Source organism: Pseudomonas sp. TNT2022 ID642 (assembly GCF_028656995.1).
In the GTDB taxonomy this organism is placed as follows: domain Bacteria; phylum Pseudomonadota; class Gammaproteobacteria; order Pseudomonadales; family Pseudomonadaceae; genus Aquipseudomonas.
On the sequence record NZ_JAMDGW010000019.1, the window covers coordinates 224,957 to 237,814 of the forward strand.

The 12,858-nt window shown below is 60.9% G+C and carries 14 protein-coding genes; 3 read left to right on the forward strand and 11 right to left on the reverse strand.

What is annotated here, in order from left to right; translation table 11 throughout:
• The first annotated feature begins 118 nt into the window (after positions 1-118).
• Together M5G26_RS19190 and M5G26_RS19195 are read left to right on the forward strand one after the other, a co-directional pair.
• Positions 119-1,525 (forward strand): adenosylmethionine--8-amino-7-oxononanoate transaminase, encoded by a 1,407-nt coding sequence (locus tag M5G26_RS19190; protein ID WP_095112782.1) that lies wholly within the window; start codon positions 119-121, stop codon positions 1,523-1,525.
• 89 nt (positions 1,526-1,614) lie between these two features.
• On the forward strand, positions 1,615-2,334 hold the full coding sequence (locus M5G26_RS19195) for a 16S rRNA (uracil(1498)-N(3))-methyltransferase (RefSeq protein ID WP_007913710.1): 720 nt from the start codon (positions 1,615-1,617) through the stop codon (positions 2,332-2,334).
• A gap of 136 nt (positions 2,335-2,470) precedes the next feature.
• Here M5G26_RS19195 and trhA read toward each other — a convergent pair whose 3' ends face one another.
• Entirely contained in the window at positions 2,471-3,088 is a 618-nt protein-coding gene (gene trhA / locus M5G26_RS19200; RefSeq protein WP_007913708.1) for a PAQR family membrane homeostasis protein TrhA, read from the reverse strand.
• A 187-nt stretch (positions 3,089-3,275) separates the two neighbouring features.
• On the opposite strand from trhA, the gene M5G26_RS19205 reads away from it, so the two are divergent.
• A complete protein-coding gene (locus M5G26_RS19205; RefSeq protein WP_273916233.1) occupies positions 3,276-4,196 on the forward strand; it encodes a LysR family transcriptional regulator in 921 nt (306 codons plus the stop codon).
• A gap of 324 nt (positions 4,197-4,520) precedes the next feature.
• On the opposite strand, the gene madM is transcribed toward M5G26_RS19205, so the two are convergent.
• From madM to M5G26_RS19255, 10 genes are all read right to left on the reverse strand, one after another.
• Positions 4,521-5,285 carry a malonate transporter subunit MadM gene (madM, locus tag M5G26_RS19210; protein WP_095049482.1) on the reverse strand — a complete coding sequence of 255 codons (765 nt, stop codon included), beginning with the start codon at positions 5,283-5,285 and terminating at the stop codon, positions 4,521-4,523.
• 1 nt (position 5,286) lies between these two features.
• A complete protein-coding gene (gene madL / locus M5G26_RS19215; protein ID WP_038358777.1) occupies positions 5,287-5,703 on the reverse strand; it encodes a malonate transporter subunit MadL in 417 nt (138 codons plus the stop codon).
• 66 nt (positions 5,704-5,769) lie between these two features.
• Positions 5,770-6,690 carry a malonate decarboxylase subunit epsilon gene (gene mdcH / locus M5G26_RS19220; protein WP_273916234.1) on the reverse strand — a complete coding sequence of 307 codons (921 nt, stop codon included), beginning with the start codon at positions 6,688-6,690 and terminating at the stop codon, positions 5,770-5,772.
• Positions 6,687-7,307 (reverse strand): malonate decarboxylase holo-ACP synthase, encoded by a 621-nt coding sequence (locus M5G26_RS19225; protein WP_273916235.1) that lies wholly within the window; start codon positions 7,305-7,307, stop codon positions 6,687-6,689. The genes mdcH and M5G26_RS19225 overlap by 4 nt, the downstream gene beginning before the upstream one ends.
• Positions 7,301-8,086: a biotin-independent malonate decarboxylase subunit gamma gene (mdcE, locus tag M5G26_RS19230; RefSeq protein WP_038358784.1), complete on the reverse strand. Its 786-nt coding sequence runs from the start codon at positions 8,084-8,086 to the stop codon at positions 7,301-7,303. The genes M5G26_RS19225 and mdcE overlap by 7 nt, the downstream gene beginning before the upstream one ends.
• Positions 8,083-8,934, reverse strand: coding sequence for a biotin-independent malonate decarboxylase subunit beta (locus tag M5G26_RS19235; RefSeq protein ID WP_273916236.1), 852 nt, complete (start codon positions 8,932-8,934; stop codon positions 8,083-8,085). The genes mdcE and M5G26_RS19235 overlap by 4 nt, the downstream gene beginning before the upstream one ends.
• Positions 8,927-9,226, reverse strand: coding sequence for a malonate decarboxylase subunit delta (locus M5G26_RS19240; RefSeq protein WP_007913697.1), 300 nt, complete (start codon positions 9,224-9,226; stop codon positions 8,927-8,929). Before M5G26_RS19240 ends, M5G26_RS19235 begins: the two co-directional genes overlap by 8 nt.
• Positions 9,226-10,098, reverse strand: a complete 873-nt coding sequence (locus M5G26_RS19245) for a triphosphoribosyl-dephospho-CoA synthase (protein ID WP_273916237.1) — start codon at positions 10,096-10,098, stop codon at positions 9,226-9,228. Before M5G26_RS19245 ends, M5G26_RS19240 begins: the two co-directional genes overlap by 1 nt.
• Positions 10,098-11,768, reverse strand: a complete 1,671-nt coding sequence (gene mdcA / locus M5G26_RS19250) for a malonate decarboxylase subunit alpha (RefSeq protein ID WP_007913685.1) — start codon at positions 11,766-11,768, stop codon at positions 10,098-10,100. Before mdcA ends, M5G26_RS19245 begins: the two co-directional genes overlap by 1 nt.
• 295 nt (positions 11,769-12,063) lie before the next feature.
• Positions 12,064-12,429: a DUF6124 family protein gene (locus M5G26_RS19255; protein ID WP_093429845.1), complete on the reverse strand. Its 366-nt coding sequence runs from the start codon at positions 12,427-12,429 to the stop codon at positions 12,064-12,066.
• Between the last annotated feature and the right edge of the window lie 429 nt (positions 12,430-12,858).

The window sequence follows — 12,858 nt, forward strand, 5'->3', positions numbered from 1 at the left end:
TATCGGCTCATACAAAGTAGCTCAATCGACACAATGGGTTGTCCCCGCGCGACGCATTGCATAGGCTTGCGCGATTGTTTGCCCGCGCCTGACGCGAGCCGCCTCGAGGAGACTGTAAATGGGCCTGAATAACCAGTGGATGCAACGCGACCTCGCGGTGTTGTGGCATCCCTGCACCCAGATGAAAGACCACGAACAGCTGCCGCTGATCCCGATCAAGCGCGGCGAAGGCGTCTGGCTCGAAGACTTCGAAGGCAAGCGCTACCTCGACGCCGTCAGCTCGTGGTGGGTCAACGTGTTTGGCCACGCCAACCCGCGCATCAACCAACGCATCAAGGATCAGGTCGATCAGCTGGAGCACGTGATTCTGGCTGGCTTCAGCCATCAACCGGTGATCGAGCTGTCCGAGCGACTGGTGAAGATGACGCCGGAAGGCCTGAACCGGGTGTTCTACGCCGATAACGGTTCGTCCTGCATCGAAGTCGCACTGAAAATGAGCTTTCACTACTGGCTCAATCGCGGTCAACCGAACAAGAAGCGCTTTGTCACCCTGACCAACAGTTACCACGGCGAAACCATGGCGGCGATGGCGGTCGGTGACGTGCCGCTGTTCACCGAGACCTACAAAGCGCTGCTGATGGACACCATCAAGGTGCCGAGCCCGGATTGCTACGGGCGCCCGGAAGGCATGAGTTGGGAGGAACATTCGCGCAACATGTTCGCGGCCATGGAACAGACCTTGGCCGAGAACCATGACAGCGTCGCGGCAGTGATCGTCGAGCCGCTGATTCAGGGCGCTGGCGGCATGCGCATGTATCACCCGGTGTACCTCAAGCTGCTGCGTGAGTCTTGCGATCGCTACGGCGTGCACTTGATCCTCGACGAAATCGCTGTTGGTTTCGGTCGCACCGGAACCATGTTTGCCTGTGAACAGGCCGGCATTCGCCCGGACTTCCTCTGCCTGTCGAAAGCCTTGACCGGCGGCTATCTGCCGCTGGCCGCGTGCCTGACCACCGACGAGGTCTACAGCGCGTTCTACGACGACTATCCGACCCTGCGCGCGTTCCTGCATTCGCACAGCTACACCGGCAACCCGCTGGCGTGCGCGGCGGCACTGGCGACGCTGGATATCTTCGAGCAGGACAACGTTATCGAGAACAACAAGGCGCTGGCCCAGCGCATGGCCTCGGCGACGGCGCATCTGGTGGATCATCCGAATGTGTCGGAAGTGCGCCAGACCGGCATGGTCCTGGCCATCGAGATGGTCAAGGATAAAGCCACGAAAGAGGCCTACCCTTGGCAGGAGCGTCGCGGTCTGAAAGTGTTCCAGCATGCGCTGGAGCGTGGCGCGTTGCTGCGTCCGCTGGGCAGCGTGGTGTATTTCCTGCCGCCGTACGTGATCACCCCGGAGCAAATCGACTTCCTCGCCGAAGTCGCCAGCGAAGGCATCGACATTGCCACGCGTGACAGCGTCAGCGTCGCGGTGCCGAAAGACTTCCATCCCGGCTTCCGTGACCCAGGCTAACCGTTACCGCTCGTTCCCACGCTCCGCGTGGCGTCCATTGAGGCATTCCCACACAGAGCGTGGGAACGATCTAATCTGAGAGACCCGAAATGAGACTGTCCCGCTTCTTTATCGACGCCCCCCTGAGCACCGGCGAACACGAATTGCCGGAGGCCCAGGCGCATTACATCAGCCGCGTGCTACGCATGGCCGAGGGCGATGCGGTGCAGTTGTTCGACGGTTCCGGCCATGAGTTTCGCGGCGCTCTGCTGGAAGTCGGCAAGAAGCGCGTGACCGTGCAGATCGACGAGCAATTCGCTGGTCAGGTCGAATCGCCGCTGCACATCCACCTCGGCCAGGGCCTGTCCCGTGGCGAGCGGATGGATTGGGCGATTCAGAAAGCCACCGAGCTGGGCGTGAATGAAATCACCCCGATCTTCAGTGATCGCTGCGAAGTCCGCCTGAAAGACGAACGTGCCGACAAACGCCTGCTGCACTGGCGTCAGGTGGCGATCAGCGCCTGTGAGCAATGTGGGCGCTCGCGGGTGCCGGTGATTCATCCGCCGGTGTTGCTGGCGGACTGGATCAAGCAGACTGAAGCCGAGTTGAAGCTGGTGTTGCACCCGGTGGCTGAGCCATTGGTGAGTCATGCCAAACCGGCAACTTTGGCCTTCCTGATCGGGCCTGAAGGCGGTTTGACTGACGCTGAAGTCGAGCAAGCCAAAGGCAACGGCTTCCATGCCGCCCGCCTCGGCCCGCGCGTGCTGCGCACTGAAACTGCGCCGGTGGTTGCACTGGCGGTGGCCCAACAGCTTTGGGGTGATTTCTAAACCTTTTTGCCGGACTGATCGTTCCCACGCTCTGCGTGGGAATGCAGCCCGGGACGCTCCGCGTCCCAAACAGCGTGACGCAGAGCGTCACAGGAGGCGTTACCACGCAGAGCGTGGGAACGATCAGTCAGCCGGGCTACAGGACATAAAACAGAATCGCCACAAAGTGCAGCAAACTCCCCGCAATCACAAACAAATGCCAGATCCCATGCGCATGCCGCAGCCGGTGATCCAAGGCAAAAAAGATAATCCCCACCGTGTACAAAACCCCGCCCGACGCCAGCCAGGCAAAACCTGTCGTACCCAGCGCCGCAATCAGCGGCTTGACCGCCACCAACACAATCCAGCCCATCACCGCGTAAATCACGATCGACAGAATCCGCGCTTCCGAACGCGGTTTGATTTCCTGCAGGATGCCGATCAGCGCCAGCCCCCAGACAATCCCGAACAGCGTCCAGCCCCACGGCCCGCGCAGGGTGACCAGGCAGAACGGCGTATAACTGCCGGCAATCAACAGGTAGATTGAAAAGTGATCGACCTTCTTCATGATCGCTTTCTTGCGCCCGCGCACGCTGTGGTACACGGTCGAGGCGCTGTAAAGCACCAGCAGGGTGAAAGCGTAAATCGCCACACTGACAATCTTCCACGGGCTGCCGTCCAGGCAGGCAATCACCAACATCCAGACGCCGCCAACAAAAGCCGCCACCGCCCCGACCAGATGGGTCCAGGCGTTCAATCGTTCTCCGTGATACATGTATCGCTTACCTCATATTCATTACCGCAGCGCGCAAGGCTCGGGCCTTGAGCGTAAAAGCGCAATCAAAAGATCGCAGCCTTCGGCAGCTCCTACCTTCGAACGCATTCCAATGTAGGAGCTGCCGAAGGCTGCGATCTTTTGATCTTCAAGGCACAATCGACGCATTCCAAAAAGAGTCCGCGCCATGCTGATCGACGAAGAATTGACCCTGAAAAAACTCGAGGTGTTCCTCGCCTTCATGCGCACCGGCAACCTCGCCCGCGCTGCTGCCGAGTTGCAGACCAGCAACGTCAGCGTGCACCGCGCGATTCATTCGCTGGAAAGCGCCCTGCGCTGCCCGTTGTTCAAACATGAAGGCCGCAACCTGACACCGCTGGAAAGCGCTTACGTGCTCGAAGAGCGAGCGCAGAAGCTGATTCAGGACGTGGTCGAAAGCGTGCGCCTGACCCGCGAAGCCGCCGGTTTTTCCGCTGAACGTTTCAAGCTTGGCTCGCTGTATTCGCTGACGGTGAAAACCGTACCGCAACTGATCATGGGCCTGAAGATTCGCCGCAGCGAACTCAACATCGACCTGATCCTCGGCTCGAACATCGACCTGCTCTACAAGCTGAAGAACATGGAAGTCGACGCGATTCTGGTGTCGCTGGATGACAGCATCAACGACCCGGACTGCGAGCAGATTGCACTGTTTTCCGACGACATCTTCCTCGCCACACCGGCGGATTCGAAGTTTGCCCAGCGCAGTGAAGTGGATCTGGCTGAGGTGCGTGATGAAACGTTCATCACCCTGACTCAGGGCTTTGCCACGCATCAGGATGGTGTGCGGGTGTTCAAGCAGGCGGGGTTCGAGCCGAAGGTGGCGATGCAGGTGAATGACATCTTCACGCTGTTGAGCATGGTCAGTTCGGGGGTGGGTTATGCGTTGCTGCCGGGAAGGATTGCAGCGGTGTATGAGAACCGGGTGAAGCTGATTCCGCTGCAGGAGAAGTACCGGTTGCAGCAGCACATTGGTGTGGTGTTTTTGAAGGCCAAGGAGAGGGATCCGAATTTGTTGGCGCTTTTGGCGGAGTGTCGGATGTATGCCAATCGCCAGGCTGGGGTTTAGATCAAGATCAAGATCAAGAGCCACCCCCTCACCCCAGCCCTCTCCCCCAAGGGGGCGAGGGGGAAAGGGAGCAGATCTTCGTGGGTTTCAAGACCTGAGTTCGACTCAGGACTTTCAAGTCGGCGTACCTCCAACATCCACCTCGGTCAGTCCCCTCTCCCTCAAAGGGTAGAGGGGAAAGGGAGCAGATCGGGGGCTTTTCAGAACCTGAGTTCGACTCAGGAATTTCAGGTCGATGTATAACGCCAAAACAACGCGGTCAGTTCCCTCTCCCTACGGGCGGTCCGACGTTTCGGGAGGGCTAGGGTGAGGGGCTTTTGATCTTCAGCCCACAATCCCGCGAACAATGAAGAACAACAACGATGGCCCCAGCAAGCACCCCAGCCCGGTATGGAACGTAGCCGTCAACGCCCCATAAGGCACCAACCGCCGATCCGTCGCCGCCAGCCCCGCTGTCACCCCGCTCACCGTCCCGGCCAACCCACCAAACACCATCGCCGAACGCGGGTTATCGAGGCCCATCCAGCGCGCCGCGACCGGCGTGCCGACCATCACCAGAATCGCCTTGATCAACCCGGTGGCAATCGACAGCGCCATCACATCCGACGTCGCACCAATCGCCGCGCCAGTCACTGGCCCAACAATGTAAGTCACCGCACCCGCGCCAATGGTAGTCATGCTCACCGCATCGCGATAACCGAACGCCCAGGCCATGCACGCGCCGACAATGAACGGCAGGATCGTGCCCAACAACAGCGCGATCACACCAATCAACCCGGCCTTCTTCGCCTCGGTCGCCTGCACTTCAAACGCTGTGGCAACAATCGCAAAATCACGCAGCATCGCCCCGCCCATCAGGCCGATACCCGAGAACAACGTCAGATCCGCCAGACCCTTCTGCCCGCCGGTCATGGTGCCGCCGACCCACGCCAATACCAGACCGATGACGATGGCAATCGCCGAGCCGTGAATGCGTCCGAACGTCAGGCGTTTGGACAGAATCACCGACACCCACATGATCACGCCGACAAAAGCGAAGGCAGTGACCAAGCCGTTGTGTTCCAGACCTTTCTCGATGAGATCCCACATATCAGCGACCTCCTACCGGGGTGCCGACCGGGGAGATTTCCGCCGGCTCGTCAGGCAATGGTTCACCCTTATGGGTGCGGCTGATCAGGGCAATCGTGCAACCACAGACCACCACCGAACCGATCGCCGCCAGCACCGCCACCGGCCCGCCGTGCAGCGCAGTGACAACGTTCTGTTGCGCCGCCATCGCGACCACCACCGGAATGTACATCGCGCCCCAGAAGCCGACGCCCATCTCGCATTCCTTGGTCATGCCGCCGCGCTTCTGCATCCACAACCGCGCGCAAATCAACAGGATCATGGCGATGCCGACCCCGCCGACATTGGATTTGACGCCCAACAACACGCCGAGCATGTCACCCATGATCACCCCTGCCAGCGTACAGATCGCGAGCAGCGCCACACCGTAAATAATCATTGTTGTAGTCCTCAAAGTGCATCGTCGAATGTTGTTTTTGTTGTTCGAAGCTTGAGTCGCGGCGGTTTAGAGTTGGCGGCTACCCTCCTCACGCAACAGCGCTTGCAGGGTGTCGAGACGCGCACTGTCGAAGGCAGTGACCGTGCCTTGCTCGAACACCCGGCGCGCCAGCCCGGTCAGTACCGCACCGGGCGGCAGTTCGATCTGTAAACGTACGCCACGCTCGTAAGCGCTTTGCACAGTGCCGCGCCAATCCACCACGCGGCACATGTTGAAGGCGAGGTCGTCGCGCAGGGCTTCGACGTTGGTCACAGGACGCGCGCGGCTGCCGCTCAGGTAAGCGATTTTCGCGGTTTTCAGTTCGACCTTGGCAAAGGCTTCGGCGAGGGTTTGCGCCGGTTTTTCCAGCAGCGGGCAGTGCGACGGCACGCTTACCGCCAGACGTTTTGCCAGACCGGCGCCACGACTGCGCGCCAGTTCGGCCACCGCTTGCATGGCCTTGTCACTGCCGGCAATCACCACCTGATTGTCGGCGTTGATGTTGGCCAGATACACCGGCGCATCCTCGCTGTGCACCTGCGCCAGCAGCGTTTCGACTGTGGATAATTGCAGGCCGATAATCGCGGTCATGCCGAAGCCCTGTGGATAAGCCTGTTGCATCAACTCACCGCGCAGGCTGACCAGATGCAACGCATCGCTGAAGCTCAACGCGCCCGCAACCACTGCTGCCGGGTAAGCGCCGATGGACAGGCCGGCGACGTAATCCGCCGTCAGTCCGTCCTGCAACAACTGCCGCGAAGCAGCGACGCCGGCGATCAGCAGGCACAGCTGAACCGCCCTTGTCGTACGCAACGCATCACTGGAATCCAGCAACAAAACATCTTCGACAAGCACATCGCTGGCCTCGACCAAAGTCTCGCGGGGCAAGCGCTGAAGCATGCCCGCTTGCTGCGCGCCCTGGCCGGGGAACACCAGCAGACTGCTCACGCTGCCTGCTCCTGCGGGTTCCATGGATCAATCACCAGGCAAGCTTGATGGGCATTTTTCAACAGCACGCGCGCCGACCCGCTGGCCCATTCACGCAGTGCCACAGCACCGAACGGCGTCTGCAACTGCATATCGACCCGGCACACAGCCTGATCAAAAACCGCGACCAGTTTGCGTGCCTGATTACGCGTGATCAGCTGCGGTGTACGCAGAATCAGATCGAGATCACTGGCCGCGTGCATCGCGGTAAAACCACTGGTCAATTCAAACCCGACGCTGCCGCTGACACCCCAGACCCAACCGCAGTCATCGAGCATCGGCCGCAGTTGTTTGAGCGCGTGCATGACCGGCAGATCACGCTCGCAATCGACATGACAAAGCGCTTCGGGACTGACCCGACAGGCAATCGAATCGACCGCCATAAACGCCGCCAGCCGCTGCTCGCGCAACACACCGCGCACACCCACCGCGACGAAACCTTCCTCGCTCAACGCCCGCCGCACCACCACCGGTTGCCCGGCGGCCAGCGACTCGACTGCCCACAACGGCGCATCCGCCGGCAACTGCGCCGAGGTCATGCCCCAGAGCAGGTCGTGAGCCAGAGGCGTGTTCACCACTGCGCCCTCAGCAATTCGCGAACTTTGCTGGAGGCGGCACGATTCTTCGCGCCGAGACGATTGCTCAGATCAGTGCTGGAGATATCGCTGATGGCCTGTTTGAGGCACTCATTCACCCGCGCCAGATCCTCCGCCGTCGGCTGCTCAATCTGTTGCACCGACAGGGTTTCCCAGAGCAAACCGAGGCTGGCGTAGCTGTCGATGTCATAAGCCATCGGCGGCACACTGGCGGCCAGCGCTTCCAGCTCTTCAACACTGCGCAACGTCACCCGCGCCGCCGAAGCCTTGCCCATCGCATGCACCATCACGCCGGGATCACGCAGCGCAATCAAACGATTGGCCTGATAACCGTGAGCCAGAAACGCTCCGGACATCGCCTTACCCACCAGCAACGCAATCACCGGATGCCCGGCCAAACGCGCACGGGCATAACTGTCCGCCGCACCGGCCAGTGCCTGATGAATGCCGAGCGCTTCTTCGCGCCGACCATAAGCCTGGCTCGGCACATCGACGATGGCGATGATCGGGCGCTTCTGCGCTTTATCGCGGTCAGCGCTGATCGCATCATCCACAGCCTTGGCCAGACCCCAGCCCTCAAGCAAGCCGACTTCGCCATTACGAGCGCGAGGGAAACGATTATCCGGGTCAGCGACCACAGCGATAAAACGCCCTAGCTCACCATCGGCAACCTTTAACGATGGCGGCAAACCCTCTACCGCTTTCGCCCCGGCGCTCAAGGCGTTGAACCAGTTCAAGCCGCGCAACGAATAACTGCTCATGAGCGCTCTCCTTGATACAGATCGCGAACCACCGACGGTTCGATTTGCGGGTCAGTGTTCAGACTGCTCAACTTCTGCAGAAACCATTCGGCACGTTGACTGCGCGGTTGCTTTGGCAAACCCTGCTGCAGTAATTCACCGACCTGCTGACGAATCTTCGCCACGTCGTCTGCGACATAACGATCCACCAGACCACTGGCGAACCGCTGCTCGCCACCGGTCAGACTCCAGATGAACGGCCGGTCGCGCGAGTCGTATTCTTCGATCCCGGCTTCTTGCTCTATCACTTGCGGGCCGTTCAAACCGAGGCGTGCTTCCTGAGTCACCAGCAAATAGCTGCACAGCGCGGCAGCAATCGACATGCCGCCGAAACATCCAACGCTGCCAGCGACCACGCCGACCACCGGTTGGTACTGCTGCAAATCGACAATCGCTGCATGAATATCAGCAATCGCCGCCAATCCGAGATTGGCTTCCTGTAAGCGCACACCACCAGTTTCCAGCAACAACACCGCCCGAGTCGGGATGCCTTTGCGGTTGTCTTCAGCCGCCAGTTCCAGCGCGCCGGCAATCTTCGCCCCGCCGACTTCGCCAAGGCTGCCGCCCTGAAACGCGCCTTCAATCGCTGCGATCACCACCGGCAAACCATCGAGGCTGCCCTTGGCAATCACCACGCCGTCATCGGCCTGCGGCACCACGCCCTGACGTTCGAGCCACGGCGACATGACCCGTTGAAACGGGTCGAGCAATTCGCGAAAACTGCCGGCATCGAGCAAGACTTTCGCCCGTTGCCGCGCACCGAGTTCGACGAAGCTGTGTTTGTTGAGCAACGCGGCGCTGTCAGTCATGGCCGATCTCCTCGAAACCTTGTTCCAGACGCAAACGCACCACCCCCGGCGTCGCGCCGAAATCGTGGATATCTATGGCCATCGCCGGCGGCGTGGTGCCGTCGAACATCCGCGCAAACAGGTGCTGCCAGCGCAGCTGCGCGCCGTTGACCGAGGTTTGCACATTGATCGTCAGCTTGCCGGCCAGGCCCGGTTCGATCAGCACTTCCAGATCACCCGAGCCGACACAACCGACCAGCGCGCGACCGCGTGGCGGCTGCCCGGCGGGGAATTCAAACGATAGGGTTTCCATCAAAACGCTCCCTGAGAGATGCCGTCGCGCTCGATACGGTCGAGCAGCAGCGTGGCGGCGAGCAAGTCGGCGGCGCCACCGGGCGAGGCATTCAATGCGATGAGTTGTTGATCCAGTTCGTGCAGGCAGCGGCGACCGCTGAGGCTTGCGCTGCCACCGGCGTCGAGCACCGCTTGCGCGCCGGACTGCATCGCGTGCAGGCCCTCTGCGCCGGCGCGGTAGAGCACGCAGGTGTCGGCCAAATTCGTCATGATTGCGAGCAAGGCGTCGAGCCGGGCGTTCTGTTCGCCGTGGCCGTTGGCGCGGCTGCGTTTGAGTTGTGGCAGACCGCGTTGCAGCACCGAAGGGAAGCCGAGTTGCGCTTCTTCGCGAGCGCCACGGGCGCCGTAACGCAGGGCGACTTGGGCGCCGTGGCTCAGTGGTTTTGGTGCGTAGCGGTCATCTAGTAAGGCTAGGCGCGCGGCGCGCAGAGATACCGCGTTGGCGCTGGAAGATTGCGGTTCCAGTGCAGCGGCCGTCACCAACAGACCCAAGGCCCAGATCGCCCCGCGATGGGTGTTCACACCGTTGGTGGTCGCGAGCATCGATTGCTCACCTTCACGACCAATCCGGCCAATCGCTTCGCGTAACGTTGAATCGACTTCGCCGATTGCAACCGCCGCTTCGGCCATCTCTTTGAACGCCGGCCACAACGACAGCGCCGAAGCGTGCATCAGGCCCAGGTGCAAATCGATGTGCGCGCCATTTCCGCGACGGTCGACCAGCGCCGGTTTCGGCGACAGATCGGCTTCGTCGATCAACGCATCCACCGCCAGATCAGCCAATCGATCAGCCAGGGACAGCGGTTTCGCTTGCAGGTTAAATGCGTGCATTACCAACTCCTGAATTTGGCGGGCGGGTTGTACAAACCGCCGGACCACTCGACCAAATCAGCCACGCTCTTCGCCGCGAGCAATTCGCGAGTGGCGTCGGTGCGGCGGATGCCGAGGTCTTCGGGCAAGGCGATCAGGCCTTCGCGGCGCATGCGTTCGGTGTCTTTCGGGTTGTGGCGCAGGCCGATGGCGGTGACGCCCGCAACGGCGGCGATCATCGCTTGGCGTTCTTCCAGCGAGCGCGCCTTGTACAGGTAGGCGATGCCTTCTTCGGTGAGCAAGTGGGTGACGTCGTCGCCGTAAATCATGATCGGCGCCAGCGGCATGCCGCTTTTCTTCGCCACCTCGACCGCGTCGAGGGTTTCGACGAAGGTCGGTTTGCCGCCCTCCTGGAACGTCTCAACCATCTGCACCACGAGTTTTTTGCCGCGTTCGAGCATCGGTTGCTGCGAGTCGTCATGACGCATATCCAGCCACGCCGGGGTGCCGTGACGGCGACCGCGCGGGTCGTGGCCCATGTTCGGCGCACCGCCGAAACCGGCGAGGCGGCCACGGGTCACGGTTGAGGAATGACCGTCGCCATCGACCTGCAACGTCGCGCCGATAAACAGATCCACCGCGTATTGCCCGGCCAGTTGGCAGAACATCCGGTTGGAACGCAGCGAGCCGTCGCGGCCGGTGAAGAACACGTCCGGGCGCGCGGCGATGTAGTTTTCCATGCCCAGCTCGGTGCCGAAGCAATGCACGCTTTCGACCCAGCCGCTCTCGATCGCCGGGATCAGCGTCGGATGCGGATTCAGCGTCCAGTTGCGGCAGATCTTGCCCTTGAGGCCGAGGGATTCGCCGTAAGTCGGCAGGATCAATTCGATGGCGGCGGTGTTGAAACCGATGCCGTGGTTGAGCGACTGCACGTTGTGTTTTTCGTAGATGCCACGAATCGCCATCATCGCCATCAACACGTGCACAGGCTTGATGTGGCGCGGGTCGCGGGTGAACAGCGGTTCGATGTAGAACGGCTTGTCCGCCACCACGACGAAATCGACCCATGACGCAGGAATATCTACGCGGGGCAGCTCGCTGACGTCGTCGACCAATTGGTTGACCTGGACGATGACGATGCCGTCGCTGAATGCGGCCGGTTCGATCAGTGCCGGGGTGTCTTCGGTGCTGGGGCCGGTGTAGATGTTACCGGCGCGGTCGGCCATAAACCCGGCCGAGAGCACGACGTTGGGAATCAGGTCCACCACCAGCCGCGCGTAGAGTTCGATGTAAGTGTGGATCGCGCCGACTTCCAGCAAGCCGTCTTCAAGCAACTGGCTGATGCGCAGGCTCTGGGTGCCGGCGAAGGAGAAATCCAACTTGCGGGCGATGCCGCGTTCGAACAGGTCGAGGTGCTCGGAGCGACCGACGCTGGGCATGATCATGTGCAGGTCGTGGAGCTTTTCCGGGTCGGCTTTGGCCAGCGAACGGGAGAGGAAATCCGCTTGCTTCTGGTTGTTGCCCTCCAGCACCACACGGTCGCCGGGATGGATCAGCGCTTCGAGCGCGGCGACGATCTTGTCGGTGGGCAACACCACACCGTCGGCCAGCCCGCGCACCTTGTCGAGGCGGCGCTGCTTCTCATCGCGCCGCCGCGTCCAGCGCGAGTCGGGGGAAATTGTTGTTGTCATGCTCACTCCACGGGTTCGCTGTCGTGGAGCTAAGGTAGGCGTGTGGGGTGGGGGCATCAATCAAGCGCGGTGGTGAATCGTTACGCTGAGCGTAACGATCAAGAGCACCCTCACCCTAGCCCTCTCCCGGAGGGAGAGGGGACCGACCGAGGTGTCTGGCGCCATACATCGACCAGCCCCACCGAGTCGATTATGGATTCGCAGCAGTATTTTCAGGTCGGCGTAACTTGTGAGCATCCCACGGTCGGCCCCCTCTCCCTCCGGGAGAGGGCTGGGGTGAGGGTCAGCTTTTAAGTCACTCCGTCGGCACCAACCTATCCAACAAACGGTTGACGGCCATCTCCGCCACCATCACCACCTGCGCAATACCTTGCACAGTCTTGCGGTGCGTACCTTCCACCATTGCCGCATGGTTGTTGAGCATCACCGTAGCCGAGCCAAGGGTTTCACTGGCGTCGGCCAGCAGGGATTCGGTGTCGGCATTGGGATTGGCCATATACAACGTGTTGGGGGTGTAGGGCGTGGCCATCAGGTCGGCGTTGGTCGGGCCGAGGTAATGGTCGAGGGCGCGCTCGGCGGCTTCGTGGAATTTCTTCGAGTCGGGTGATTCGTAGGGGGATGCCGGGTCGGTGACCGGCGGGTTTGGCGTTACTTTGAACATTTACCAGATCCTCATTCGGGCTAGCCACCGCTTCCCTACTAAAAGAAGTGGAGGCAGCTGTGCGCAGGTTAGTAGACCGGGGATCTGGGAAACCGGCGCGCCGAAGCGCCCTGCGCACAACCACCATAAAGTGCAGGTATGGAGTACCTGACTGTCTGATGAGCTATACGCCCCAAATATGACGGGCTACTAAACCCGATCACTGGAAATCAGTGACGGAATCAAGTTACGCAGCATGCCCAAGGCGCACAAGCCGGCGGATTCTGGTGCATGCGTAGGCAGCGGCGCAAGGATTTGTAGGCTAGGGAGCCGTAACACAGAGTGTCTTTAAACAGCGTGGCTGAAGGGTGTTTATTACTCACAGAGATTTAGGATTTATCTGTCGGAATTCAGCTCTGCAACTGGCGCTTTCGCGAGCAGGCTCGCTCC

Coding starts and splice junctions, on each gene's coding strand:
- M5G26_RS19190 (WP_095112782.1), top strand. CDS start 119: ATGGGCCTGAATAACCAGTGGATGCAACGCGACCTCGCGGTGTTGTGG.
- M5G26_RS19195 (WP_007913710.1), top strand. CDS start 1,615: ATGAGACTGTCCCGCTTCTTTATCGACGCCCCCCTGAGCACCGGCGAA.
- trhA (WP_007913708.1), bottom strand. CDS start 3,088: ATGTATCACGGAGAACGATTGAACGCCTGGACCCATCTGGTCGGGGCG.
- M5G26_RS19205 (WP_273916233.1), top strand. CDS start 3,276: ATGCTGATCGACGAAGAATTGACCCTGAAAAAACTCGAGGTGTTCCTC.
- madM (WP_095049482.1), bottom strand. CDS start 5,285: ATGTGGGATCTCATCGAGAAAGGTCTGGAACACAACGGCTTGGTCACT.
- madL (WP_038358777.1), bottom strand. CDS start 5,703: ATGATTATTTACGGTGTGGCGCTGCTCGCGATCTGTACGCTGGCAGGG.
- mdcE (WP_038358784.1), bottom strand. CDS start 8,086: ATGAGCAGTTATTCGTTGCGCGGCTTGAACTGGTTCAACGCCTTGAGC.
- M5G26_RS19235 (WP_273916236.1), bottom strand. CDS start 8,934: ATGACTGACAGCGCCGCGTTGCTCAACAAACACAGCTTCGTCGAACTC.
- M5G26_RS19240 (WP_007913697.1), bottom strand. CDS start 9,226: ATGGAAACCCTATCGTTTGAATTCCCCGCCGGGCAGCCGCCACGCGGT.
- M5G26_RS19245 (WP_273916237.1), bottom strand. CDS start 10,098: ATGCACGCATTTAACCTGCAAGCGAAACCGCTGTCCCTGGCTGATCGA.
- mdcA (WP_007913685.1), bottom strand. CDS start 11,768: ATGACAACAACAATTTCCCCCGACTCGCGCTGGACGCGGCGGCGCGAT.
- M5G26_RS19255 (WP_093429845.1), bottom strand. CDS start 12,429: ATGTTCAAAGTAACGCCAAACCCGCCGGTCACCGACCCGGCATCCCCC.